The sequence below is a fragment of the Paenibacillus sp. FSL K6-3182 genome (genome assembly GCF_037976325.1).
In the GTDB taxonomy this organism is placed as follows: domain Bacteria; phylum Bacillota; class Bacilli; order Paenibacillales; family Paenibacillaceae; genus Pristimantibacillus.
Window position 1 is genome coordinate 234,842 of record NZ_CP150265.1, and the last position, 25,271, is coordinate 260,112.

Annotated in this window: 27 protein-coding genes and 1 other RNA gene; 21 read left to right on the forward strand and 7 right to left on the reverse strand. The window is 42.7% G+C overall.

All coding sequences use genetic code 11. The features are described from left to right. Positions 1–10 precede the first annotated feature (10 nt). The 5 genes from eno to MHH56_RS01185 all read left to right on the forward strand — a co-directional run bounded on the left by eno (position 11) and on the right by MHH56_RS01185 (position 6,166). Complete coding sequence (eno, locus tag MHH56_RS01165; protein WP_076270740.1) at positions 11–1,303, forward strand: phosphopyruvate hydratase; 1,293 nt, start codon at positions 11–13, stop codon at positions 1,301–1,303. 118 nt (positions 1,304–1,421) lie between these two features. Next, positions 1,422–2,189 (forward strand): sugar phosphate isomerase/epimerase, encoded by a 768-nt coding sequence (locus MHH56_RS01170; RefSeq protein WP_339206031.1) that lies wholly within the window; start codon positions 1,422–1,424, stop codon positions 2,187–2,189. Between the two features lie 98 nt (positions 2,190–2,287). Then, the gene (gene secG, locus MHH56_RS01175; RefSeq protein WP_054025946.1) at positions 2,288–2,524 is read left to right on the forward strand and encodes a preprotein translocase subunit SecG; all 237 of its coding nucleotides are present in this window, start codon (positions 2,288–2,290) and stop codon (positions 2,522–2,524) included. Positions 2,525–2,694: 170 nt separating this feature from the next. Then, the gene (gene rnr, locus MHH56_RS01180; RefSeq protein ID WP_339206034.1) at positions 2,695–5,709 is read left to right on the forward strand and encodes a ribonuclease R; all 3,015 of its coding nucleotides are present in this window, start codon (positions 2,695–2,697) and stop codon (positions 5,707–5,709) included. 256 nt (positions 5,710–5,965) lie between these two features. After that, a complete protein-coding gene (locus MHH56_RS01185; protein ID WP_028609190.1) occupies positions 5,966–6,166 on the forward strand; it encodes a cold-shock protein in 201 nt (66 codons plus the stop codon). Between the two features lie 88 nt (positions 6,167–6,254). Here MHH56_RS01185 and MHH56_RS01190 read toward each other — a convergent pair whose 3' ends face one another. Next, positions 6,255–6,983 carry a copper homeostasis protein CutC gene (locus MHH56_RS01190; protein ID WP_339206036.1) on the reverse strand — a complete coding sequence of 243 codons (729 nt, stop codon included), beginning with the start codon at positions 6,981–6,983 and terminating at the stop codon, positions 6,255–6,257. 137 nt (positions 6,984–7,120) lie between these two features. Between MHH56_RS01190 and smpB the strand changes: the two genes are divergently transcribed. The 6 genes from smpB to MHH56_RS01220 all read left to right on the forward strand — a co-directional run bounded on the left by smpB (position 7,121) and on the right by MHH56_RS01220 (position 11,231). Beyond that, complete coding sequence (gene smpB / locus MHH56_RS01195) at positions 7,121–7,600, forward strand: SsrA-binding protein SmpB (protein ID WP_076270736.1); 480 nt, start codon at positions 7,121–7,123, stop codon at positions 7,598–7,600. Between the two features lie 257 nt (positions 7,601–7,857). Next, positions 7,858–8,223: a transfer-messenger RNA gene (ssrA, locus tag MHH56_RS01200) on the forward strand. 219 nt (positions 8,224–8,442) lie between these two features. Further along, the gene (locus tag MHH56_RS01205) at positions 8,443–9,036 is read left to right on the forward strand and encodes a histidine phosphatase family protein (protein ID WP_339206039.1); all 594 of its coding nucleotides are present in this window, start codon (positions 8,443–8,445) and stop codon (positions 9,034–9,036) included. A gap of 206 nt (positions 9,037–9,242) precedes the next feature. Next, positions 9,243–9,653: a VOC family protein gene (locus MHH56_RS01210; RefSeq protein ID WP_339206040.1), complete on the forward strand. Its 411-nt coding sequence runs from the start codon at positions 9,243–9,245 to the stop codon at positions 9,651–9,653. 261 nt (positions 9,654–9,914) lie between these two features. After that, on the forward strand, positions 9,915–10,829 hold the full coding sequence (locus MHH56_RS01215; RefSeq protein WP_339209454.1) for a phosphotransferase: 915 nt from the start codon (positions 9,915–9,917) through the stop codon (positions 10,827–10,829). A gap of 99 nt (positions 10,830–10,928) precedes the next feature. Next, complete coding sequence (locus MHH56_RS01220) at positions 10,929–11,231, forward strand: hypothetical protein (RefSeq protein WP_339206041.1); 303 nt, start codon at positions 10,929–10,931, stop codon at positions 11,229–11,231. A gap of 220 nt (positions 11,232–11,451) precedes the next feature. On the opposite strand, the gene MHH56_RS01225 is transcribed toward MHH56_RS01220, so the two are convergent. Beyond that, the gene (locus tag MHH56_RS01225) at positions 11,452–11,634 is read right to left on the reverse strand and encodes a DUF2524 domain-containing protein (protein WP_339206042.1); all 183 of its coding nucleotides are present in this window, start codon (positions 11,632–11,634) and stop codon (positions 11,452–11,454) included. Between the two features lie 203 nt (positions 11,635–11,837). Between MHH56_RS01225 and MHH56_RS01230 the strand changes: the two genes are divergently transcribed. Together MHH56_RS01230 and MHH56_RS01235 are read left to right on the forward strand one after the other, a co-directional pair. Then, positions 11,838–12,053, forward strand: coding sequence for a small acid-soluble spore protein Tlp (locus MHH56_RS01230; protein WP_339206044.1), 216 nt, complete (start codon positions 11,838–11,840; stop codon positions 12,051–12,053). Between the two features lie 688 nt (positions 12,054–12,741). Beyond that, complete coding sequence (locus MHH56_RS01235) at positions 12,742–13,299, forward strand: DUF4240 domain-containing protein (protein WP_339206045.1); 558 nt, start codon at positions 12,742–12,744, stop codon at positions 13,297–13,299. A gap of 295 nt (positions 13,300–13,594) precedes the next feature. Here MHH56_RS01235 and MHH56_RS01240 read toward each other — a convergent pair whose 3' ends face one another. Next, a complete protein-coding gene (locus MHH56_RS01240; RefSeq protein ID WP_339206047.1) occupies positions 13,595–14,224 on the reverse strand; it encodes a hypothetical protein in 630 nt (209 codons plus the stop codon). A 231-nt stretch (positions 14,225–14,455) separates the two neighbouring features. On the opposite strand from MHH56_RS01240, the gene MHH56_RS01245 reads away from it, so the two are divergent. The 3 genes from MHH56_RS01245 (at position 14,456) to MHH56_RS01255 (ending at position 16,516) form a co-directional block, all read left to right on the forward strand. Beyond that, positions 14,456–14,767 carry an ArsR family transcriptional regulator gene (locus MHH56_RS01245; RefSeq protein WP_339209456.1) on the forward strand — a complete coding sequence of 104 codons (312 nt, stop codon included), beginning with the start codon at positions 14,456–14,458 and terminating at the stop codon, positions 14,765–14,767. 78 nt (positions 14,768–14,845) lie between these two features. Further along, positions 14,846–16,021: an MFS transporter gene (locus MHH56_RS01250; protein ID WP_339206048.1), complete on the forward strand. Its 1,176-nt coding sequence runs from the start codon at positions 14,846–14,848 to the stop codon at positions 16,019–16,021. Between the two features lie 123 nt (positions 16,022–16,144). Further along, positions 16,145–16,516 (forward strand): DUF2750 domain-containing protein, encoded by a 372-nt coding sequence (locus MHH56_RS01255; RefSeq protein ID WP_339206050.1) that lies wholly within the window; start codon positions 16,145–16,147, stop codon positions 16,514–16,516. 384 nt (positions 16,517–16,900) lie between these two features. Here MHH56_RS01255 and MHH56_RS01260 read toward each other — a convergent pair whose 3' ends face one another. Continuing rightward, positions 16,901–17,890 (reverse strand): zinc-binding dehydrogenase, encoded by a 990-nt coding sequence (locus tag MHH56_RS01260; RefSeq protein ID WP_339206051.1) that lies wholly within the window; start codon positions 17,888–17,890, stop codon positions 16,901–16,903. 129 nt (positions 17,891–18,019) lie between these two features. On the opposite strand from MHH56_RS01260, the gene MHH56_RS01265 reads away from it, so the two are divergent. Then, on the forward strand, positions 18,020–18,877 hold the full coding sequence (locus MHH56_RS01265) for a LysR family transcriptional regulator (RefSeq protein ID WP_339206053.1): 858 nt from the start codon (positions 18,020–18,022) through the stop codon (positions 18,875–18,877). A gap of 284 nt (positions 18,878–19,161) precedes the next feature. On the opposite strand, the gene map is transcribed toward MHH56_RS01265, so the two are convergent. Next, a complete protein-coding gene (gene map / locus MHH56_RS01270) occupies positions 19,162–19,908 on the reverse strand; it encodes a type I methionyl aminopeptidase (RefSeq protein WP_339206054.1) in 747 nt (248 codons plus the stop codon). Between the two features lie 7 nt (positions 19,909–19,915). Continuing rightward, a complete protein-coding gene (locus MHH56_RS01275; protein ID WP_339206055.1) occupies positions 19,916–20,500 on the reverse strand; it encodes a TetR/AcrR family transcriptional regulator in 585 nt (194 codons plus the stop codon). A 335-nt stretch (positions 20,501–20,835) separates the two neighbouring features. On the opposite strand from MHH56_RS01275, the gene MHH56_RS01280 reads away from it, so the two are divergent. Next, the gene (locus MHH56_RS01280) at positions 20,836–21,474 is read left to right on the forward strand and encodes a hypothetical protein (protein WP_339206057.1); all 639 of its coding nucleotides are present in this window, start codon (positions 20,836–20,838) and stop codon (positions 21,472–21,474) included. An 89-nt stretch (positions 21,475–21,563) separates the two neighbouring features. Further along, positions 21,564–22,235 carry a type A chloramphenicol O-acetyltransferase gene (gene catA / locus MHH56_RS01285; protein WP_339206058.1) on the forward strand — a complete coding sequence of 224 codons (672 nt, stop codon included), beginning with the start codon at positions 21,564–21,566 and terminating at the stop codon, positions 22,233–22,235. Positions 22,236–22,408: 173 nt separating this feature from the next. Here the strand turns inward: catA and MHH56_RS01290 are convergent, their stop codons facing one another. After that, a complete protein-coding gene (locus MHH56_RS01290; RefSeq protein ID WP_339206059.1) occupies positions 22,409–23,239 on the reverse strand; it encodes a hypothetical protein in 831 nt (276 codons plus the stop codon). A 420-nt stretch (positions 23,240–23,659) separates the two neighbouring features. Between MHH56_RS01290 and MHH56_RS01295 the strand changes: the two genes are divergently transcribed. Together MHH56_RS01295 and MHH56_RS01300 are read left to right on the forward strand one after the other, a co-directional pair. Further along, positions 23,660–24,121, forward strand: a complete 462-nt coding sequence (locus tag MHH56_RS01295; RefSeq protein WP_339206061.1) for a GNAT family N-acetyltransferase — start codon at positions 23,660–23,662, stop codon at positions 24,119–24,121. A 421-nt stretch (positions 24,122–24,542) separates the two neighbouring features. Next, entirely contained in the window at positions 24,543–25,067 is a 525-nt protein-coding gene (locus MHH56_RS01300; protein WP_339206063.1) for an AAA family ATPase, read from the forward strand. The last annotated feature ends 204 nt before the right edge of the window (positions 25,068–25,271 follow it).

Consider the following 25,271-nt stretch of genomic DNA (forward strand, 5'->3'; position numbering starts at 1 on the left):
GTTTTCTCTCATGTCAATTATCGTTGATGTATACGCACGCGAAGTGCTTGATTCCCGCGGGAATCCAACTGTAGAAGTAGAGGTTTCTCTTGAGTCTGGCGGCAAAGGCCGTGCAATCGTTCCATCCGGCGCTTCTACTGGCGCATACGAAGCTGTTGAGCTTCGTGACGGCGACAAATCCCGTTACCTTGGTAAAGGCGTTTTGAAAGCTGTTGAAAATGTTAACACTGAAATCGCTCCTGAAATTATTGGCCTTGACGCTCTTGATCAAGTAGCTATCGACCGCAAAATGATCGAGCTTGATGGTACTCCAAACAAAGCTAAGCTAGGCGCTAACGCGATTCTAGCTGTATCGATGGCAGTAGCTCGCGCAGCTGCTGACGCTCTTGATGTACCTCTTTACACTTACCTTGGCGGATTCAACGCTAAGACGCTTCCAGTTCCGATGATGAACATCATCAACGGTGGCGAGCACGCTGACAACAACATCGACGTTCAAGAATTTATGGTTCTTCCTGTTGGTGCTGAAAGCTTCAAAGAAGCGCTTCGTATCGGCGCTGAAATTTTCCACAACCTAAAAGCAGTATTGCATGATAAAGGCCTTAACACAGCTGTTGGCGACGAAGGCGGCTTTGCTCCTAACCTTGGTTCAAACGAAGAAGCAATTACAACAATTATCTCGGCTATCGAGCGCGCAGGCTACAAGCCAGGCGTTGACGTATTCCTAGGTATGGACGTTGCTTCCACTGAGTTCTTCAAAGACGGCAAATACGTGCTTGCAGGCGAAGGCAAATCATTTACACCTGCTGAGTTCGTTGACCTACTTGCTTCATGGGCTGACAAATACCCAATCCTTACAATTGAAGACGGCTGTTCTGAAGACGATTGGGATGGTTGGAAATTGCTTACTGAGAAGCTTGGCAAAAAAGTTCAACTCGTTGGTGACGATCTGTTCGTTACGAACACTGAGCGTCTATCCGATGGTATCGACAAAGGCGTAGGTAACTCTATCCTTGTAAAAGTTAACCAAATCGGTACGCTTACTGAAACTTTTGATGCAATCGAAATGGCTAAACGCGCTGGTTACACAGCAGTTATCTCTCACCGTTCAGGCGAGAGCGAAGACAGCACAATCGCTGACATCGCTGTAGCTACAAACGCAGGCCAAATCAAAACAGGCGCTCCTTCCCGTACGGACCGCGTTGCGAAATACAACCAATTGCTTCGCATTGAGGACCAACTTGGTTCGACAGCTCAATACGCTGGCAAATCAGCTTTCTACAACTTGAAACACGTAAAATAAGACGCATTTAGCGGCTTATATAGAAGGGTATGCCTCATCAGGCATATCCTTCTTTTTTTTTCGCTCATGCAGGACATAATAAGAGGGTAAAGCATCAACGATTAGGCGGTGTGTTTGATTGGCGAAACCTGTTATAGGCATTCAAATGTATTCTCTTCGTGATCAAACGGAGATCGATTTTTTGTCCACGCTGGAGAAGGTAGCCAAAATCGGCTATAAAGCGGTAGAATTCACAGGGTATTTCAAAATGCCGGCCAAAGAGTTGAAAAGCAAGATGGATGGACTCGGATTAATTGCCCCCTCCGTTCATGTACCTTTGAATTTTAGCGATACCAAGCAAATGGAGTCTGATTTTGAAGGACAAATTGAATATGCCATGGAGCTTGATGTGACTTATATTATTACGCCTTGGTCGCCGCTTCCTGAACTTCCGACAAAGGATAATGTGCAATATTTAGTTGATGTTTTCACAAAATGCGCAAAGCAGGTGAAGGCAACAGGTATGCAATACGGCTACCATAATCATGATTTTGAATTTAAGCTGGTGGAGAAGAAGCCTATTATCGATCAAATTTTGTCGGATGTTCCAGAGGAGCTCTTGCAGATGGAGTTTGATCTGGGCTGGATTTATATTGCGGGTTATAAACCGGCTGATTATTTGAAGAAATATAAGGGACGCGTTCCTTGCGTGCATTTGAAAGACTTTTTGAAAGGGCGGAAGGATGCAGAAATCGGCAAAGGCGAGGTAGGTTATGATGAGCTGTTAAAAGGGCTTGAGCCTGCAGGCGTTAAGTATATGTTTGTGGAGCAGGAGCAATTTAGCTCAAGCTCCCTTGATAGCGCAGCAAATAATTTTAACTATTTGAAAGAGCATGGCTTTGCGTGAACAGCGAGAATAAGGCCTGTCCTATTGTAATTTGTGCCCATCTATGGTACACTCGATTTATGTGTTTCTACGGAGCTCCTATGCTGGAGGTGGAATGAATGGATATCATATTGAAAATCGTGCTTGTTATATTTTCTGTCGGCCTTATTGCTGTCGTATTGTTGCAAAAAGGTAAGAGTGCAGGCTTGTCCGGAGCGATTACGGGTGGCGCTGAGCACCTTTTCGGAAAACAGAAAGCGCGCGGTTTGGATTTGTTCTTGCAACGTTTGACAGTTGCTCTTGCAGCTGGTTTCTTCATATTGGCGCTTGTTGTATCTTACTTCGTAAAACAATAACGAACACACACGCAGAAAGCGAGGATATTCCTCGCTTTTTTTGTATTTTCATCATATTCACGGATGCTGAGCATCCATTTCGTGTATACTACAAGTTATATGATAATCTATCAACCTGCTGCAAATGGCGCTAGAGCAATATGGCAGGTTTATGAGGAGAAAAACTAATAATGATTAATTACGAGCAGGAACTGCTTGATTTTATGAGAGAGACGGCGTATAAGCCGATGACGTACCAAGAGCTTGAGAAACATTTTGGTATCGTAGATGCAGTGGAGTTTAAGGAGTTCCTTAAGCTGCTGAACAAATTAGAGGATGAAGGCAAAATCATTCGTACGCCAAATGATCATTACGGCGTGCCGGAACGAATGAACTTATTGCGCGGCAAGTTGCAATCGCATGCCAAGGGCTTCGGTTTTCTAATCCCGGATGAGAAGGATCATGGAGATGTGTATTTGCACGCCAATGATTTGAAGAGCGCAATGAATGGAGACATCATTCTGGTTCGTGTCACTTCGAGAAGTGAGCATGGAGGCCGGATGGAGGGCGAGGTCGTCCGTATTGTAGAACGTGCCGTTACGCAAATCGTAGGAACGTTCGAGGATCACGAGGTTTATGCTTTTGTCGTGCCGGATGATAAACGGATCAATCGGGATATCTTTATTCCAAAAGGCGGCTATCAAGGCGCTGTCTCCGGACAGAAGGTTGTCGTTAAAATTGTTACCTACCCAGAAGGGCGTTCTGCAGCTGAAGGGGAAATTGTCGAAATTTTGGGACATAAAAATGATCCCGGCGTCGACATCCTGTCGATTATTCGCAAGCATCAGCTTCCTGAGGGCTTTCCTGATGAAGTGATGAGAGAAGCGGAAGCGGCACCTGATTCCATTACAGACGATGAGATTGTGCAGCAAGGCAGGCGAGATTTGCGCGATGAGGTCATCGTGACGATAGATGGCGAGGACGCAAAGGATCTAGATGATGCGGTGCATGTGAAGCGTCTGGAGAACGGCAATTATTTGTTAGGTGTACATATTGCCGATGTCGGCTATTACGTAAAAGAAAATTCAGAGCTCGATCAAGAAGCATACCTTAGAGGCTGCAGCGTATATTTGGTGGATCGCGTTATTCCGATGCTGCCGCATCGTTTGTCGAATGGCATATGCTCGCTCAACCCGCAGGTTGATCGTCTGACGCTTTCATGTGAAATGGAATTTGATGCGGCGACGCTTAATCGTGTACGTCATGATGTGTTTACGAGTGTGATTCGCACGAAAGAGCGTATGACCTATACGAATGTGAAAAAAATATTGACTGCAACGGAAGAAGAGCCGCAAACCGAGCTGAAAGAGCGTTACGCCAGCTTGCTTGATATGTTCGGTTTGATGGAGGATCTAGCGATGCGTCTTCGTTCGAAACGAATGAAGCGCGGTGCGATTGACTTCGACTTCCAAGAGTCTAAGGTTATCGTGGATGAGAACGGCAAAGCGGTTGATATTGTGAAGCGCGAGCGTTCGGTAGCGGAGCAAATCATCGAGGAATTTATGCTCGTGGCGAATGAAACGGTGGCCGAGCATTTTCACTGGCTTCGTGTGCCGTTCCTGTACCGGATTCATGAAGATCCGTCACAAGAGAAATTGCTTAACTTCGTTCAGTTTGCAGCAAACTTCGGTTATGTCGTGAAGGGCAAAGGCAATTCCATTCATCCAAAAGCATTGCAAACGCTGCTTGAGGACATTCGCGGAACGAAGGAAGCGACCGTTATTTCCACAGTGATGCTTCGTTCGATGAAGCAGGCGAAATACGATGCGGAGAGCTTGGGGCATTTTGGGCTTGCAGCTGAGTTTTATTCACACTTTACATCCCCAATTCGCCGCTATCCTGACTTGGTCATTCACCGTATCATTCGCGAGGTGCTTGATGGCAAAGGCCAATTGACGGAAGCAAGACATGAGTCGCTAACGGCAAGGATGCCGGAAATTGCGCAGCATTCCTCAGAACGTGAGCGTGTAGCGGTTGATGCAGAGCGTGACACAGAGCAGTTGAAAAAATGTGAATTCATGCTTGATAAAGTGGGCGAAGAGTTCGAAGGCATTATTAGCAGCGTAACGAGCTTCGGCATGTTTATCGAATTGGACAATTCGGTCGAAGGTTTAATTCGTTTGAGCGACATGTCTGATGATTACTATAACTTCCATGAGCAGCATATGATATTGGTCGGCGAGCGTACGTCCAAAGTGTACCGAATTGGCGATGAAGTTAAAATTCGCGTTACTCGGGTGAGCATGACGGAGCATACGATTGATTTCGAGCTTGTAGATATGAAGCCGCGCAGCGGCTATAAAGGCATTCCAAGCAGTGGTTTTGGCGGCGGCGAACGCGGCGGAAAAAAACGCGGTGGTTTCGGTGATCGCAATCGCGGCGGCAAAGGTCAAGGCGGTGCAGGTGAGGGCAACCGCGGAAGAGGCGAGCGCGGAGCGAGCGGTGCTGGTAAGGGCCAAGGTGGCGCAAGCGAAGTTTACCGTGGCAAAAACGAGCGTGGTGCAAGCGCGGCTGGCAAAGGCCAAGGCGGTGCAGCCGAAGGTTATCGTGGTAAAACGGATCGCGGTGCAAACGCGGGAGGTAAAGGTCAAGGCGGTGCAGCCGAGGGCGGCCGCGGCAAAGGTCGCGGAGGCAAAGGCGGACGCGGCGGATTTGGCGGCGGCGTCGATCGCAGCGTGGTTGGCATTGTCGAGCAGGCCAATCCGTGGCGCATCGATGCACCTGATAGCGGGCGCGGCAGCAAGCGGCGCGGACGTGGCGGCGAAGGCGCAGCCGGAGCTGGCGTGAACGACGGTGGAAATCCGGCGGAGCGTGGGCCGGGGCAAGAGGCGGATTTGTCGCCGGGCAACGGTAGAGATTCATCGCGCGTGAACAATGCGCGTACGGATATGTGGGGCCTGCCCATCCGCAATAGCGGCGGGCCAGGCGGAAATGGTCGTGGAGCCGGGCAGCGGCGGAACGATGGAAGTGGCGGCGGCGCGAAGCGGCGGCATACGCCGCAGGGCGGCGTGGTCGGTAGTGAGCGAGGCGCGGAATTGCCGAGCGTGGAAGGCAGCGGCGGCGATGCGGTGAAGAGCAAGCGGAAGAAAAAAAGCGGAGGCGGCGGTAACGCCACAGCTGCTTTTGTCCGGAAAAATCGCAAATAAATAAGGGCGGCGACTTCCGTTCTATGGCATAATTGGAAGTCGCCGCGATCTGGGCAATTTGGGAAAATATATTTAAGCTCGTCACTTGCATTTTAATTCTGGGTATAGTACACTCAAATCAATCGATAATATGAACCTGAATTCACATATTGAAAAGGGTATCATTATAGTCATGAAACCCTTTCCAATGTGTGAATTTTTTGTTTAAAGACAAACCAGGCGCATATTAATATTATTTTTTTGGAGGTTTTTACACATGCAACAAGGTACAGTTAAATGGTTTAACGCAGAAAAAGGTTTCGGCTTTATCGAAGTTGAAGGCGGCAACGATGTATTCGTACATTTCTCCGCAATCACTGGCGAAGGCTTCAAAACTCTTGAAGAAGGACAACGCGTAGAATTTAACGTTGTTCAAGGCAACCGTGGACCACAAGCAGAAAACGTTGTAAAGCTGTAGTAGCTTACGAACGTTGATAAAACCGCCTTTGACCTTTTAGGTTGAGGGCGGTTTTTTTGTGCATAAAATGAGCTTCTGTTTTGTTGCTTTATTGGAATTCATTAAGTAATTGACGGGCATGACGAACGAGCATTCCATCGATAGGAGAATCTGTTCCACCGGTTCTAACACCAGTTCCGAGATGAACGGCTTGTGCTCCGGTAGATTTTATAAAGGCAGGCAATGAAGGAACCGATAGACCGCTTCCTGGGAGTATGGTAACAGTATGTCCAATACTTTGTTTAACCAACCTATTAATTTGATCTGTTGCTTCAAGAACGCTCGGTTTACCGCCTGAGGTAAGTATCCATTTGATTTGAGGGTATTTTAGGAGTGTGGTTAACGCCTCTTCTTGGTCAGGTACCTCATCAAATGCTCGGTGGAAGGTAACAGGACGATCACCAGCGGCTTCCAATAAACTTTCTAAAGCATCCGTATTAATAGTTCCATCAAGCTGAAGTGTGCCTAAGACGAACGCATGAACGCCTAATGTACGCATTCTGATCATTTGAGCAGTCATTTCACTAAGATCTGCCTTATCGTAAACAAAGGAATTGCTATGAGGCCTAACCATCGCATGTACGGGATATACTTTAGCTATAGGGGTATGATTAGCTTGCTCGAGCCGTTTAAGCGCCTCAAGCACCGATAACGTAACGTCCTCTTGTGGAGTTAGTCCACCTTCTTCAAAGGCGGATATAAGCTCTACACGGTCCGCACCGTGCACTACAGCTGTAACCGCTTCATCTGCAGTTGTAGCAATGATTTCAAGCAGCATGGGAAATCTCCTTTTTGGGCAGGGCGACAGAGCGGGATGCTCCGTAGCCGCCTTGATTTTCGTTGTTAAAGTTGTTACAATGAACACCAGTATACGTGCAACCATTATTTTAGCTTAATTAAGTCGAGGTGACTAGCATGGGTAAGAAGAGTGACGGCAAGCAGCTCGCCCAGAATAAGAAAGCTTCCCATGACTATTTCATTGAGGAAACTTTCGAAGCTGGCATGGTGCTTTTGGGTACAGAAATTAAATCGCTGCGAACGGGTCGTGCAAATATAAGTGATGCATTTGCTACCATTCGCAACGGCGAAATTTTCATACACAATATGCACATTAGTCCGTTCGAGCAAGGGAATATTCACAACCCTACCGATCCAACGCGTGCTCGCAAGCTGTTGATGCACAAGATGCAAATTCATAAGCTTCTAGGCTTATCCAAGCAAGAAGGTTATGCTATTGTACCCTTGAAGATTTATGTGCGCAATGGTTACGCGAAGTTATTGATTGGTCTCGGTAAAGGTAAGAAGCAATACGACAAGCGCGATAGTGCAGCTAAACGTGATGCTCAGCGTGACATTCAGCGTGTGCTGCGTGAGAAACAGAAGGTTTCTAACTAAGGTGTAGATTTCCATGGCAGCAAGCGACCATGATTGCCAATAACAATTGTGCACGGAAGCAGCTGATTCGTGGTATACTAAGACAGTAGCAACGGCAAGACAATCAATAAATGCAAGTGCATTCGTGCTAGACAATCGGAACAGCCTGCTTGGTCAGATGCTGATCCTTAATCCTAAAGCTTCAATTGAGCTAAACGTTAGTGTGGATCTACTCTTCGGAGTAGTGTTAATCTGCAGCTAGCCGTTTATGCAAAATTGGGGGCGTTTATGGATTCGACGGGGATTGTACGAGCGCGGGTTGCGGGTAGCGGGGAGTCGTCCGCTTCATCAACGCTAAAGCCTATTAAACGGCAAACAACAAACAAACTACGCTTTCGCAGCCTAAGAAACTGTGTGCGTGCTTCTACCCAGCATCGTCCATGTGACTGGATTAGGGGCTAACAAGTAGTGGAATACGCTGTCTCATCTCCGCCTGCGGTGAGCTGAAGAAGACAATCAGGCTGACCTTAGCGAAAGCCGGTTACGGGGCGTTTGCTTGGGTGACATCAAAACTGTGACTACACCCGTAGAAGCCTGTGTGGCGTGATCTTCGGACAGGGGTTCAAATCCCCTCGCCTCCACCAATACCATGAAGAAACCCGACCTCGTGAGGTCGGGTTTTTTGATTTTTTAGTCATGTTAAGAGCATGTCTTTTATTAAAATAACGGGCAGATTAGTGGAAAAGTATCGAATATATAAGTCATAGTAAAGCGATCAAAAAGGAGAATATAAGATTTTCTCGAATATTCTGAAATGCTGATATTTTAGGTGTGTATACACTATATTCAAATGGGGGATTCAAATGTCTATTACTTTATATATTATGAGACATGGTGAAACGGATTGGAATAAAGAAAAGAGGCTCATGGGTCACTTTGATGTACCCATTAATGAGTTAGGATTACAACAAGCACATATATTGGTTAAAAAACTTTATAAAACTAAATTAGATTCAATTTATAGCTCAGATCTTCGAAGAGCTTTACAGACATCAGAAGTTCTCGCTGATCAGTTAGGGATTAGCAAAATAAAAAGCGATTATCGATTGCGAGAAGCGCAAGGTGGAGTTTGCGAAGGATTAACTTGGGATGAAATGCATCAAGCACATCCTGAGTGGTGGGAGCGTGACCAGAAAGACTGGTATTCCACTCCTTATCCAGGCGGAGAAAGTTTGCTCGATGTGGCTAACCGTGTTGAAGATATGTTGAACGAACTCGCTAAAAACCACGTCGGAAAGCATATTGGTGTGGTGACACACTGGGGAGTCATATGCGCTGTATTAATTTCTGTACTCAAAATAGATCAAGAACATATGAAAAGAGTACATATCGATAATTGTGGGTTAACAGTAGTACATTGGGGAGAAGAAAAGTCTTTATTACGACTAAATGCTTGAGAATATAATACGCTAACGAAAGCGTTAGATCAATGTTTCAAGGAAAGCGCCATTCCACAAAGGATGGCTATAAAACTTGTCGTTACAGACAGTGCGGAGAACCGTACCACAGGGTTACAGGTCAAGTCATTACGCTAACGGGCAGGATAATGTAATTAATTGTAGAATAATATGGTAAAACCTCAGAATGGAAAGAGGATCTAGCTATGCAAAGTATGAACAATCAACATCTGCAGACCGCTAATAACGTATACATTGAAGGAATTCAGTACACAGAGATCCCTGTTTTCGATTTGGAAAAGGCAGTTGATTGGTATTGTGGAAAACTGGGTGCAAAACTAGGACTACTTAACGATGAGCTTGCTTTTGTAGATTTCTCTATGGGTCCTAGTTTATTTTTAGTCAAGACAAATGATGATACTACAGCCACATTCAAGGTAAATGGTCAAGACCATTACACAATCGGATTTCGTGTTAAGGACATTAAAGGATTTCATAATTTTCTATTACAACTCGATACGAAAGTAAGTCCTATCGTTATTGAAGGACATGGAAGTTTCTTTACGTTTTACGATCCTTTTGGAAATATGTTTGACGTTTTTCAACCGCCACAATAAATCCGTAAGCATCCCTAAGGTTCTTTCTTACCTTAAATTAACAGGAACCATTTGCTTTATTGAAGTAACGGGCAACGATAGTTCAACAAGAGCAGTTTGCTACGGCAGCTGCTCTTTTCTTCATTAAGCTAACGGGTAGGATAGAGGAACAGACGGTAAGGTTGTTCTCGAACAGAAGAACAAATTAATGATATGATGTTGTAAATGGAACAGGCTAGTCGAGCCTATTTTCTATTTTCGTGAGGGAGTCGATAAATGGATATGGGAAGTACGAATCAATGGGATGCGGAATGGGAAGTATCAGAAGAATTGGCTCATAAATTAATAAGCAGTCAGTTTCCGCAGTTAGCTTCACAAAGCGTACAAAAACTAGGATACGGCTGGGATAACACTGTTTTTCTTGTCGGGGTCGAATATGTATTTCGCTTTCCAAGAAGAGAAGTTGCAATTAATCGTTTAAGGATGGAAGGAAAGATACTACCTAAGCTTAAAGATTATTGTTCCATTGCATATTCGTTACCGCTATTTTTTGGGGAAGGGGATTATAATTATCCTGCACCTTTCCTAGGCTACCCCTATTTATCAGGAGAGTTTCCAATCGGATTAACTGACAAGCAACGTGCGGTATCAGCAACAACGCTCGCGCAATTTTTAAAAAGCTTACATGCATTCCCTGTGCAAATTGCCCAAGAAAATGGAGTTCAACATGACCATAGAAATTTGATTGATATTGCAATGCGTAAAGAAAAGTTGCATAAATTCATTTCCGACCTTGCCCTTCATTTTAGTGAAGAAGAGTATCGTGAATTATCGAACTATTTGGAACAGCTTGGAACTGAAAAAGTGAAACCCAAAAACGTATTCCTCCATGGAGACCTTCATTTTAAAAATATGCTGGTAGACGAGAATGGAATAATTTCAGGGATTATCGACTGGGGAGATATCAATATCGGACATCCTGCTTGCGACTTGAATGTCGCGTATAGCTTTTTGCCTCCGGATGCGCGTTCAGACTTTTTCAAAGAATATGGGGATGTCGATGAAGAAACGAAGATATTAGCTCGATTGATAGCCATATACATTCCCATTTTGATCATGATGCAGGCAATTGATTATAAAGATGAAAAGTTGGTTGCTGAAGCAAAAGCGATCATAAAACGTGCTCTCGCTGATTAAGAAAGGTCATTCCGCTAACGGGAAACGATAGTTCAATAATAATGCCCCTCATTGCGAAGGCCTTCGTATATGACTGGGAATAATATTGGGGGCGTGGAAGTGAGCGATGATCTAGTAAAAAACAGAGTAGTTCAGATCCTCAATGACATGCTTAATGGGAAGATAAATATTATACTTGGATGCCTTGAACTGGATGGGTTATGGCATCAAGGCCATACCTTTATTGGAATAGATTTTGGAGAGCATTATCACAATTTGGCTCATATACCCTTACCTGCGCAATATCATTTGTGGAATCAAGAAGCGTTAAAGGAACGCATAAAAGAACTAGATGCATACAAGCCAAATATCTTATATACAGCGAGATTATTGTTAGACGAAATGAATATAGAACGTCGTTAGGCTAACGGGGAACGATAGTTCAATAAACACACGGAAGCAGCCGACCACAATGATCGGCTGCTTCATTACGCTAACGGGCAGTTATGCGCAAAGGACTCCGGACAGTAAACATTCATCAAAAAACTTAAAACAAAAATCTGCATGAAAAAAGCCGCAACAATGCGGCTTCTTAAGCAAATATGTTCTTATCATCCGATAACGACATCAAGCCGTGTCAAGACTAGCTGTTAATATCGCATTTATTTAAAATGAACGAGATTTGATTTTCAAGACGATTGATATCATCTTGTGTTGCCTGTTCTGTTGTTTGGCGATTCCGAATTGAATCGAGCTCCTGCTTAAGCTTATGCAAGTCATCACCAGCATTGGCACAATCATAATTGCTTTCAAGGTTTTCGAGCATGTTATCTCCTCCAGTCGTTAATGAAGTGTACTAGACTATTATGGTGGATTTTACTTTTTATATGCATCCTCTACATGGTTGCCGATGAAACCTAAATCGGAGACCGATGACATGCAAAATAAAAAAAATTTCCGTTGAATAGTGGAAGTAAGTAATGACCAATATGAAAAGGTTCGTAATTAACACCAAATGGAGGGAATCACATGGCTAAACCCGATAACCGTGCAGATAATAAGATCCATCTGCAGCAGCATATTGAAAACACGCAAGCTAATTTGCAGGAAGCGGAAAGCTATTTGGATGAGCATGCAAATGAAATTAGTGCCGATGAAAAAGGAATCAACGAAGCCAAGAATCAGCGGCGCAAAGAAAGCATTCAAGAATTCCAAGCCGAGAAGCAGGATGAAGCCGACCAATAAAAGTTTACTATATGGTTTCTAGACTCCAAATAAAGGCATCCGAATCCATTCGGATGCCTCTTTCATCTTGAGGTTATGGTTCTAGGAAGTATTTTACATTCTCGCCTCCGATCTCATCTCCCTCTCAGTCCTCGCTCATTGCCGTGACGAAAGATCTTGCTTGAGTTACGACTTCGTCAAAAGAAGCCCCATGACCACTTGACCATAACTCCGTAAATTTAGCTTTCAAATCCGCCCAATTCTGCTTGTCCTTCAAGGTATGGTATCCAACCAAAGCACGATAGTTTTTACATATATAGCCGGAAAATGCAATTATGCATCTATAACAGACTTAAATGGAAAGCCGATCAATATTACACCAAGTTCCTTCTATCAGGTAGCGACCGTAAAATTGGACCAATAAAAAATTATCCAAAGAAGCCAACTCAGCCCACACCCACTAAGTCTTCGAAAAATGTCGGGTGACCAGAACATTATCTCATTCCCGACAGAATAAACTAAGTGACCGAAATTCCTTATTAGCGTGGGTCTGTCAATGATGTTTCGGAATCCTATTCCGCTAACGGGCAGGATAGTTCAATCGCTTCTCGAATACATTTCGGGATGGAGTATTTACGAACTTCGTGAATATCACGATAAAAGAAATCCCCGCAATGAAAATAATAAAAACCAAAGGAGAGCTGTACCTATGACGAATAAATATTTTTGGAAAATAATAGATAATTCAAAAAAGAACGGTGCAGAACAAGTAGAATGGTTAACCCAAGAATTAGTAAAGAAAAGAACAGAAGAGGTCATTGAATTCGAAATTGAGTTTAGAAATAAGTTGGAACAATCTTATACATCGTCATTATGGGGCGCAGCTTTTGTGATAATGGGAGGATGTTCAGACGATGGATTTGATTACTTCAGAGGCTGGCTTATTTCTCGAGGAGAAGAAGTTTTCAATCAGGGAGTAAATAATCCTGAATTTCTAGCAGAATATTTCACTGAAGATAATTTACAAGAAGATGGATTTGCGCCTCAGTTGGAAGAGATTTTATCAGCAGCTTCAGATGCGTACACATATCAAAAAACAGGATCGTTTGAATATAACGATGATATTTATACAGAATTTTTAAATGAATTAGAAGCACGAGGTTATAAATTTGAACCAATTGATATTGAATTTGATTGGGAGGAAGAAGACCTAGAGGAAAGATTCCCTTTATTATGGGATAAGTTTGGAGAAGACCCACTGACTTAGGAATTTTCGATAATTATTAGATAAAGAACCTGCAATTAACGAAACTAACAGCGACGGAAACGGATGTAATGAATTTTCACCTGAAAGAATTCCAGAACACTTAAGATAATAATTTTGTACAAGTTGCCTGACAAGTACCTTCTCTTGATGTAAGGGTAAGGTAACCAAACCAAACAATCTTACGCTAACGGGGAACGTTAGTTCAACAAAATAGCCGCTAGCCTGAACTTAATTTCAGGTTTGGGCTAGCGGTTAATGCAGCTTAATGATTCAATCGAGAGGCAGTTGGCAGTTGTTAATTCATCAGATTCTCTATCCGATCTGCACGGATCCAGCACATTTCCTTGATATCTATGGTCGCTTTGAAGTCGTCTATCAAGGTAAAACGATCTTGAAGACTGACCAACGACTCAATACGGAACATATCTCGCAGTCTATCAAGTCCACCCGAATCGATGTTGAATAACGCAAAAGCATCCACGTCAAGACTCATAATAAGTTTCTTTACTTTGTCTTCCTTACTATGTTCCATATAGAATTCCTCAAGTATTTTAACCCTAAAAGCGTCTGAATCAGGGTTCAGATAGAGTAATTCAATAGCTTCTTCTTCAGGAAACCGTTCTTGTACATAATTCTGTAATTCAATTTCATCTTCCTCATACGAATAATCGAATGCAGATACAACTCTGCTTTGATGAAGGATGGTGAAACCCCAGCCGTGGTCTTCGAAATTATAAAAGTATAATAGAGGTACGCCAGCAGTCATTTTTATAATATCCTCAGGATAGGTGTCACTAACTTCTGTACCTTCCGTAAAAAACAAGCTCCATTTATCATTAAGCGGTTTTATAAAAATGGGATTGAAGTCTTCGATAGCTTTCCTATGTTTATTCAATACAAGACTGCCTGAAGTAAATTCACTCATTTGTTTACCCCCGTAATGTCATATCATCAATTAAGATTAATATTTCGCTGGATACCAGCTAATCACCTTCATTTTCCAAGAGTATTGCTATCGGTTTGTTAAGCTAACGGGCAGATTTCTCCAACAAAAGTCGGTACAGGCAATAGATTTTTCAAGTTCTTGTCAAAAGATATTGGAGAAAACAGCACATTTTATATTTACAAATCTATAAAAATAGATATAATAATCTGTATGGAACCATTACAGATTTATAAAGCTTTGTCTAACGAGACGCGTAGTCAAATTATGCTATGGTTAAAGAATCCAGAGGAATTCTTTGATGAAAAACCTTATCTACAACAAAATCTCAATTTTCAAATTGGTGTATGCGTGGGAGATATTCAGGCTAAAGCAGGACTTGCACAGTCTGTTATTTCGAGTTATTTGTTGACGATGCAAAAAGCTGGTTTGTTGGAATCTGAGCGAATTGGGAAGTGGACGTACTATCGTCGAAACGAAAAGACAATACAGGAATTTTCAGAGTACATCCAAAAGAAACTATAGACTGAAAGGAGGTCTTTTTTTTGTAATATACATCTATGAATCTATATATGTAAATATAAAAGGAGACTTACATTTAAAATGAAACAGGTTAACCCCTTGCTTATCATTATTTTGGCTTTAGGCGTATTCGGTATTATTACAACGGAAATGGGGATTATAGGTGTTTTACCCCAGGTAACTCAAAAATTTAATATATCGACCTCACAGGCTGGATGGCTTGTAAGTATATTTGCTCTCGTCGTTGCTATCTCAGGTCCATTCCTGACATTACTCGTATCCGGTATTAATCGTAAAGTCATTCTATTAACCACTTTGCTTATTTTTGCAATTTCGAATATGGTTTATGCTTATACGACCCAGTTCGATGTGATGCTAGTTTTTCGTTTTATCCCTGCTATTTTTCATCCCGTCTTTTTTTCGGTTGCCCTTGTGACCGCAGCCAAGCTTGTCCCTCCGGAAAAAAGCAGTAAAGCGGTCACAAAGGTTTTCGCCGGAATCACGGTGGGGTTTGCTTTTGGCGTGCCTTTGACATCGTATCTCGCGGAGAAGATTTCGTTAGAAGTCGCTTTCCTGTTCGGAGCTGTTGTAAGCATGATTGCCTTTGTAGGGATACAAGTTTGGCTTCCTTCCATGCCTGTTAAGGAAAAAATGTCTTATGGCAAGCAGCTTGGCATATTACGTAAACCTCAATTGTGGTTAAATATCGTGACCGTTATTTTTATCTTTGCAGCTATGTTTTCTGTGTACAGCTACTTTGCTGAATATCTTGTGCAAGTAACACATATGAACGGGTCAGGAATCAGCATCATGTTGATGGTCTTTGGTATCATCATGATTTTTGGGAATTTTTTATTTGGGGGCTTTGTTCATAAAAGCATTACAAAGACCGTCATCATGTTTCCTCTGCTATATGCGGTAATTTACTTATTCGCTTATTGTCTGGGATCTTATCTCATTCCGATGGTTGTTATCGTAATCATTTGGGGGGTAGTGCATTCCGGCGGGCTTATTGTCAGTCAAGCATGGTTAACGACCGAGGCGAAAGAAGCTCCCGAATTCGGCAACAGCTTGTTTGTCTCATTTTCCAATCTTGGAATTACTGTAGGGGCTTCTATCGGTGGTTGGTTTATTTCTCACTTGGGAATACATCAACTCATCTGGAGCGGAATTATGTTTACATTGCTTGCTTTCGTATTGATTATGGTAAAAATAAAAATTTCCAAATCGAATGCAGAGGAAGTAAACGTGCGTTAAACTAATGGGAAACGATAGTTGAAGACTAAAAGGGCTGCCACGTGGCAGCCCTTCGTAGTTATGCTAACGGGCAGGATAATGGAATATGTGGTACTTAAATTAAACACCACAAAGGAGTGTGTTATGTCGCATAATTTGGGGCTGAAAATTGATTCTGAAAATCGCTTTGATAAATTCGTTAAGAAGATAATAGAAACCCAGCTTGTGTGGGGTTTGAAATCCGAGGACGGTTGGTGTGTATCACCTTCGAACGAATTTGAAGAAACAGATGTAATGCCTTTCTGGTCGGAACGAGCCTTAGCAAAACAATGTGCAATTGAAGAGTGGGTACATTACAGTCCACATACGATACCGCTTGATGATTTTGCGAATACTTGGATTCCTGGGCTTGATAACGATAATTTATTAATTGGTACGAATTGGAACGCACATCTTTTAGGAAAAGAAATAGAACCGTTAGAATTATTGGCATGCCTGGTTCAGAAAGAACTTTGAATCATTTCGCTAACGGAGAACATTAGTTCAGTGAGCTATGCAGCAGTACTATATTTCTAACACGAGAATGCACTGAGAAAAAATTCTGTATATAAAGGGGGGGGCGATCCCCCTCGCCTCCACCATGTAATTCCACAACCGCAAGAGGTTGTGGATTTTTGCTGTTTGTAGAGAAACGAAGAGTAAGCTGTCCCTGACGAATGTGGAGATACAGGCCATGACTTTTATGGGATTGAACTAAGAAGCGTTTATTCAAGGTATTGGTAAACAATTTCCCGGAATGAATATCACACACGATATGTTTTATGTGATGAAGCTGTTGATGAAGTACAGGTCCATTTTTTTGTAATGAGGATTAGATCGGCGATTACTATTTTCAAAGTCTCAATCCATTCTTATTCCAATATTCCCAGATTGCTCCCCCTGTTGCATTCGCTGAAAGGCTTGAAGGGTGTCTTGTAAAGGATACACACTATCAATGATAGGACGTATCGAGTGGAGTTCCATAAATTGAAGCATAGCAATAAACTCTTCACTGCTTCCCATTGAGGTGCCGATGATACTGATTTGTGGGTAAAATATGGATCGTACTGCTATTTCCATTCGATCTCCTGAGCTTGCTCCAAAAGTAACGATACGGCCATTTGGCTTAATGATATCAAAGTACTGTTGGAACGTCGCTGGCCCGATACTGTCAAGAATGAGATCTACTGTTTCTCCCTTCATACTTTCCTTCCAATCACTATGACTGTCAAAGGCATGATCTGCTCCATGTGCAAGAGCAGCTTTCCTTTTTGTTTCACTGCGTGATGTGACACTGACTCGTGCACCCGCCGCTGAAGCCATAAGCATGGCATAAGTCGCCACACCGCCACCAATACCTGGAATAAGGATATGTTCACCTTGCTGTAAGCGACCTCTGGTGAATAAAGCCCGATAGGCCGTCAAGGCAGACAAGGGCAACACCCCAGCTTCTTCCCAAGACAAGTAAGCTGGTTTGCTGACGGCATTTTGTGCAGGGATGATGATAAACTCGGCGAATGTACCATCCGAAGGACCGCCCACTATTGCTGGAACGCTCGGGACATTTTGGGTGATCTCCCATCCGATACATGGATTAATGATTACATCGGTACCTACTGTAAGGTTTGTTACGCCTTCACCTACCACTTCAATTCTACCCGCGCCGTCAGAACCTATAATTAGGGGAGCATCCTTATTTGTTCGATCCGCCATGAGAAATAAGTCTCGATGATTCAACCCAGCAGCTTTCAGCCTTACTTTTACTTCGCCGAAGCCCGGCTGTTTGTCAATAACGTCTTCATATGTTAAGCCCTTCAAGCCGTTCATCCCAGCATGTACGATTGCTTTCATCCTAACTCCTCCAGTAATTCGTATTTCGATGAATCTATTTTGAATTGTACAGAGAGGGAGTCATACAGTAAAATGAACAAAACCGAATGTGAGTATCATAAATGATCATACCAAGCAGGTGACATAGAAATGGAAAGCGGAGATTTAAGAATATTTCAAGCTGTAGCTCGAGAGGGGAGCATAACCAAGGCTGCGCAAATGTTGAACTATGTACAGTCTAATGTGACGACCAGAATTCAGTATCTTGAGGCTCAGTTGCAAATCCCCCTTTTTCGGCGATCCAATCGAGGGATGGCGCTAACTCCGGCTGGCGAGAATTTGCTGGGATATGCGGATAAAATACTGACTCTGATGGATGAGGCTGTGAATTCCACACAATACTCGGACCAACCTGCAGGGCTTCTTCGGATAGGTTCCATTGAAACGACTGCGGTCATTCATCTGACTCCTCTATTGGCCGAATATCAATCACGATATCCGGATGTTAATTTATCGCTCACTACGGGTGTGACACATGCTCTCTTACAAAAGGTGTTGGCTTACGAGCTTGATGGAGCGTTCGTCTATGGTCCTGTTGACGATCCAGATATAGAACATGTCGCGGCTTTTGAAGAGGAGTTGGTGCTGATCTCTGAGCCGGGAAAAAGCGACATGTATGAGTTGCTCACGAAGCCGATGTTGTTCTTTGACGTTGGATGTACGCATCGGGCAAAAGCGGAGAGTTTTCTGAGAGGAACTGGTCTGACCACATATCAGATTATGGAATTTGGTACATTAGCAGTTATTCTAGATGGGGTTTCTTCTGGGCTCGGTGTGTCTATGCTACCACGATCATCGATTGCTAAGGCGGAAGAAAAGGGCATAATTGGTTCCCATCGCTTGCCTGAAGAGTACCGAGATTTGCATGTATGGTTTGTGCATAGACATGACTCGATTTACTCAAGCGCGTTGACAAGGTTAATACAATTAGTTAAAGCTAAGCAATAATAGTTAACCCGCAACGATCGATAGGGTCGAGTGTTAGTGCTAGACCATGTCATTAAACAATCTAAGCAACACGCGGAGGCGAATTGTGGATTTGCTCATCCACGGTTCGCCTCCACCAATACCATGAAGAAACCCGACCTCGTGAGGTCGGGTTTACTGGCATGAGATTGTGCCCAGGCTAGCAGTCTCATCTCGATCCTGCTTCGGCTTGAATCTGAGTAGAAAGATGCTATGCCGAATACGTTAAAAAAAGCCGACCATCTCGTGGTCGACCTCTAACTATTCTATTGCGCGGTCAAGATTTGTGGACCTTCAGCCGTGATGGCAATCGTATGCTCGTATTGGGCGGCGAGCTTGCGGTCCAGCGTCCGTGCGGTCCAGTTGTCCGAATCGATTGTCATGTGGTAGGTGCCTTCGGTGATCATTGGCTCGATCGTGAACACCATGCCTTCCTTGATGCGGAGGCCTTTGCCGGGCTTGCCGACATGTATATAGTTCGGCTCCTCGTGCAGATCCCGGCCAATGCCATGTGCGAGAAGGTCGCGCACGACGCCGAAGCCGTTCGATTCGGCATGCCGCTGGATGGCGCTCGTCACGTCGCCCAGCCGATTGCCGGGCTGCGCCTGCGAGATGCCGATGTCAAGGCATTCCTTCGTGACACGCATCAGCTTCTCGGCCGTCGGCGATATGTTCCCGACTGCATAGCTCCAGGCCGAATCGCCGAGCCAGCCGTCGAGCTCTGCGACCGTGTCGATCGTCACGATATCGCCCTCCTCAAGAGGCTTATCGCTAGGGAAGCCATGCGCGATCACGTCGTTGACAGATGCACAGGTCGCATATTGATAACCCTTGTAGCCCTTTGTGTAGGGCTTGGCGCCATGCTTCAAGATAATGTCCTCGAAGATGCGCTCAATCTCGTTCGTTGTAATTCCCGGTTTGATGAGCGAGGCGATCGTGCGATGGCATTCTGCCACCACTTGGCATGCCTTGCGGATGGCCTCGATTTCATGTTTGCTTTTTAAAATGACCATGTTCGTATCAGGACTCCTTCGTAATAGCTTGCATCGCGAGCTTGGCGATTCGATCGACGTCCAGCTCGGAAGTGCCCGCATAGTAGTGCAGCCCACAGCAGCCGACCAGCACGGCAAGCATATGGTCGACGCTGTCGTCTTCGCGCTGGGCGATCGATTGGAGCGGAACATACAGCCGTTCCATGAATCGTCTCTTTGTGGGGTGCTGATCCTTCGCAGGCAAACCTGTATAATGTTCCGCCGCCATTTTGTAGACAAGATATGCGCGGGCGTCCGACTGCCACAGCCGGAGCAGTGCCTTGCAATAAGTCAACAGCTGCCTATTATCCGGGCTGTCGACACAGGTGTTTGCCCATTCTGTCAGGGCTTGCTCGCATCGCTCGAAGCCGCTGCCGAGCACATCTTCTATTAATAAATGCCGGTTGGGGTAATAATGGTATACCGTGCCGTAACCGAGCTCGGCTTCACGGGCGACGTCGCGAATATCAAAGCTGCCACCCGTGTGGAAGTAGGTGCGCGCGGCGGCGTCCAGGATCTGTTCCTTGCGCTGCATGCGGATGAGCTCATTTTGTTCTTTGGTACGAGGGCACATGGGTGCGTGAACCTCCTTGTATAGACCTGCAAATTTGTCGATATAAATATAGTAACGCAATGGGCACTTATCCGCAACATTTTTATATTCATAACGTCCATGTACTTATAGTTAAAAACATTCGAGTTTTTTAATTTTTTTAGTCATGTTAAGGGCACGTCTTTTATTAAACTTATGGAAAGGTTAGCGCAACAAAAGAGATTTACAAGCCGTATACTTAGTGAGTCAGCGAAATGAGATTAAGAGGAAAGAAAAAATATTTCACTAAAGAATTGTACGTGAAATGCAGATAAGAGGATATATGGAGTATTGTAAAAGGATAAGGTGTGATGCGGATGACTGATTTTGCAATGATTAAAAAGCTGTTTCATATTACGAAACGAAATGGGTTTAGTCATGGCGAGATACAAATTATTAAAAATAATTTTGGTGAATTGCCTCAGGTGTTAATTGATTATTATTTGGAACTCGGTAAAGACGAGCGGCTGAATCATACGCAAGATCACTTGATCAAACCCGAGCAACTCCAATATTTCAAACATAGCGAATATTTAATTTTTTATTGCGAGAATCAACGTGTCTGTGTTTGGGGAATTCATAAGAAGGATTTATCCAGGTCCAATCCCCCTGTTTATATGAGTTACGATGAAAAGGTATGGCAAAAGGATTTTGAAACACTGACCGATTTTTTTCATGCGATGGCCTATTTGCAAAGCGTATTCGCACTTGAATATGGCTGTGAATCGTTCTATTCTATTGAACAAACAGACTTGGATTTTATTCGTGAACATTTTAATAATAAAGGTATTTCCTTTCGGCATTGGATTGGCATCGAGTTTTATGGGAATGACAATGACAGCATAATAACAGTGTTGAAAAATAACGATAGTTTTGATTTGATCTATGCTTCAAGCGATAAAGAACATTTTGATGAAATGGATCAGGTTCTCTCAAAACTGGCAGTAGAAAAATAATTTGTTGGGATTGTGATGAGGATATGGTTAAAGCAGTGGATCAAACCTCCTAAAACGAAAAAAGTAATCATTTTAGGAGGTTATAATAAATGAAATTCAATCCGATTGTCATTGATAACTGGAGTAGAAAACCCTATTTTGAGCATTATTTAAACAATGTCAGATGCACTTTTAGCATGACGGCAAATATCGACATTTCTCGGCTGCTGAAAGAACTTAAGAGTCGGGGGATAAAGCTGTATCCAGCACTAATCCACATGATAACTACGGTGGTAAACCGCCACGATGAATTTCGCACATGTTTTAATGCAGATGGGACATTAGGTTATTGGGATTGTTTATCTCCTAGCTTTACAATTTTCCATGATGATGATAAGACCTTTTCAAGCATATGGACTTTGTACAGTGAAGATTTTAATGATTTCTACAGTCGATATCTTGATGATCTGAATAAGTATGGAAGTGTTAAACAGTTTGCCGCTAAAACAAATGAACCACCGGGCACTTTCCCCATTTCCAGCATTCCTTGGGTTAGCTTCACTGGATTTAACCTGAACATCTATAATGAGGGAACCTATTTACTACCCATCTTTACGGTGGGGAAATATTTTCAGTACGACGAGAAAATACTGTTGCCATTATCAGGACAATTCCACCATGCCGTTTGTGACGGTTACCATGCCGGGATGCTGTATAATGAGCTGCAATTACGTGCGGATGCTTGCACGGAATGGTTACCAAACTATACTGCATTCAGCTAACGGAGAACTATAGCTTATTTTTTTACTTGCATGTGATGGTGGAAATATTCTGTATAAGAGGTATCCATTCCCCTCTCCTCCACCATGTAAACCCCGATCGCAAGAGGTCGGGGTTTTTGCTATCTTAGATATGCTATCGACTGTTCTAAGCTTGATTGGTTTATATAAGTTGATTACAAGGACTCTAATGCGAGTGAATGAATAATTTCCTCTTGGGTAAAAGGTTTTTTCCTACCCAGTTGTCTGATCTTTACCATAAAGGGGTTTTTAGGATTTTTCATATGGTAGAAGCCAGGTATACGCATGACTCTTGATAGATTTGTTATCATGGGATCAGAACTGAATTTTTTGGCCAATGCTTTTTGTATAGGAACGAATTTGTTTACGGATCCGCTTTGAAGGACCCAATAGATGTGATATCCGTTTTTCGTTTCGATTATCATCGAATCTTTAATTTGACTCCTGAATTTTTTTATAAACGCATTCTTCAATTTTGCTACTCTCTGTTTTTTTCGAAGTGCCAATAAATGATATTGACCTTGCTTATTTCTTTTAACTGTAATAGATTGAAGCAGTTCTGCAGGGTCGGATTGAATGGATTTAATCATCTGCTTGACTTGTTCTTTTGTGTCTAAATGTACTGATATCTTGTTTAGATCTACATCGATGAACTGTGCTCTGACTTTTTTGAAATCACTAGCCCTTGTTTCTCGGTAATTGATCTCCATAAATACGGCATAGCCTCTTTTATTTTGGCTGAGTACATGTATGAGTTTATTTTTCTTGGAAAAGAGTGTAATTTGAGGAGTAAGCCTTTCAAGTAGATTTAGAGGTTTATGGAGTGTCATCGCTGGGTGATTAGATGAAGAACTGAATCTCTTGTTTTTATTTTTAGCGTCATGGACTAAAATAAAATGGAGTTGTTCGTTTTGCTTGCAGCCTAGTTTTTTAATGAAATGGCGTGTGTGACTGGAGTACCTTTTCGAATTTCTGGAATATCTCATTGAACCACATCTCCTTTAAAGCATGCGTTACATTTTCGGTTCTTTTCTAAACAATCATATTCTGGCAAGAGTACACAAGTGTAAGTGGCAGTACCCATTTTTCAACATTAGATATGCTAACAAAATTGTCTGGAGCGTTTGCTCGAGTGACATCAGAACTGTGACTACCCCCTTAGAAGCCTATGTGGCGTGATTTTCGGACAGGGGTTCAAATCCCCTCGCCTCCATACCCACCATGGAAAAGACCGACCTCATTAGGTCGGTTTTTTTGATTTTTAGTCATGTTATGAGCAAGTCTTTTATTAAACTAACGGGCAGATTAGATTAATGTTAAAATCATTACACGTCTAAAAGGATTATTAGTGGTAGTTAAATACTTTTGCTGATTTAATAAAAGAATGAGGAGTTGTTTTTCATTAGATGAAACAGATTACTCTGTGCCAATCCCAAAATTCCGATGTTGAGACAATTGCTAATCTACGGGCAATTGTACTACGGAATGATTTAACTAGGTTAGGAAGGTTTGATGAAGAGAAGGTACGTCAACGCTTTCGTAATGCATTCGACTGTATTCATACTTGGATCATTGAGGTAGATTCTTCTTTCGTTGGCTGCATAGCTTTTAAACCGACACTTGAAGGGTATTTACTGGAACATTTTTATATTCATCCCAATTACCAAGGTAGAGGGATCGGCAGTCAAGTATTAAAAAAACTGCTTGAACAAAATGATGTAAAAGGAAAACGTATAACATTAAATGTCTTACAAGGTAGTTCTGCTAGACATCTTTATGAACGGTTTGGTTTTAAAGTTGATAGTGAGGATCTCATAGACGTTTACATGTCTATGGAAGTGGAAGGGGATTCCAGGACAGATGAATAACTTCAATTAGTGGTCTGTAACTTTAGGTCCCTTATTTATCGCTCTCCCTTAAACTTACGGGTAACGATAGCTTAACAATCATCAGAACGAGGCTGCCGGCATGAATCGGCAGCCTCGTTGAGCTAACGGGGAACTATAGCTTATTTTTATACTTACATATGATGGAGGAAATATTCTGTATATAAGAGGTATCCATTCCCCTCGCCTCCACCAATACCATGAAGAAACCCGACCTCGTGAGGTCGGGTTTTTTGATTTTTTAGTCATGTTAAGAGCATGTCTTTTATTAAAATAACGGGCAGGATTAATTATAACAGTTCTTTACATCATCACGTTTTGGTGCAAATGTTATACTAATCAGGAAATCACCGTCATCATAGTATTCTTTTTTGATGATCATGAATAAGAGAGGCATATTAAGATGAAGAAAGGGAAAATCGTATTTCTAAATGGTGTAACTAGTGCTGGGAAAACATCTATAGTAGATGCTATACAGTTAAAATCAGATGAATTTTTTTATGTTGTTGCAAATGACCTTTTTGAGAATACAATAGGCGATAACTATCTCCGTGAAGATTATTGGAAATATTTAAGTGATGCGATTATTATGATGTATCATACTGCTAAACTATTTTCTGACCATGGTAAGAATGTACTAATAGACGGAATTTTGGTTGAAAGACCCGAATTAAAACCGCATTATGAAAAAGTTAAGGATATATTTGCGGGGTATCCTTTCTATATTGTCGAAGTTTTTTGTCCTTTAGACATTTGTCGCCAAAGAAATATTGAACGTGGAGATAGAACCGAAGACCAATCTGAGTGGCAAAATAATATTATGGCCAAAGATATACAATACAATTGTACTGTCAATACACACATAAATTCCTCAGTAGAATGTGCAGATTCAATTATAAAGTATTTATTTGATAGGTCCGAGGTTTAAGCTATCGGGGAACGTTTGTTTTATAAAAAAACGGAAGCAGCCGACCACAATGATTGGCTGCTTCATTACACTAACGGGCAGGATTGTTCAATAACTTCGCGAATACTTCAAAATTGATAGTTTTCGTTAAGTTCGTAAATACACTGTTAGCTGAAAGATACGCAAAAATAAAATTATGAAAGGCGCATTCAATTGAAGCCAGGG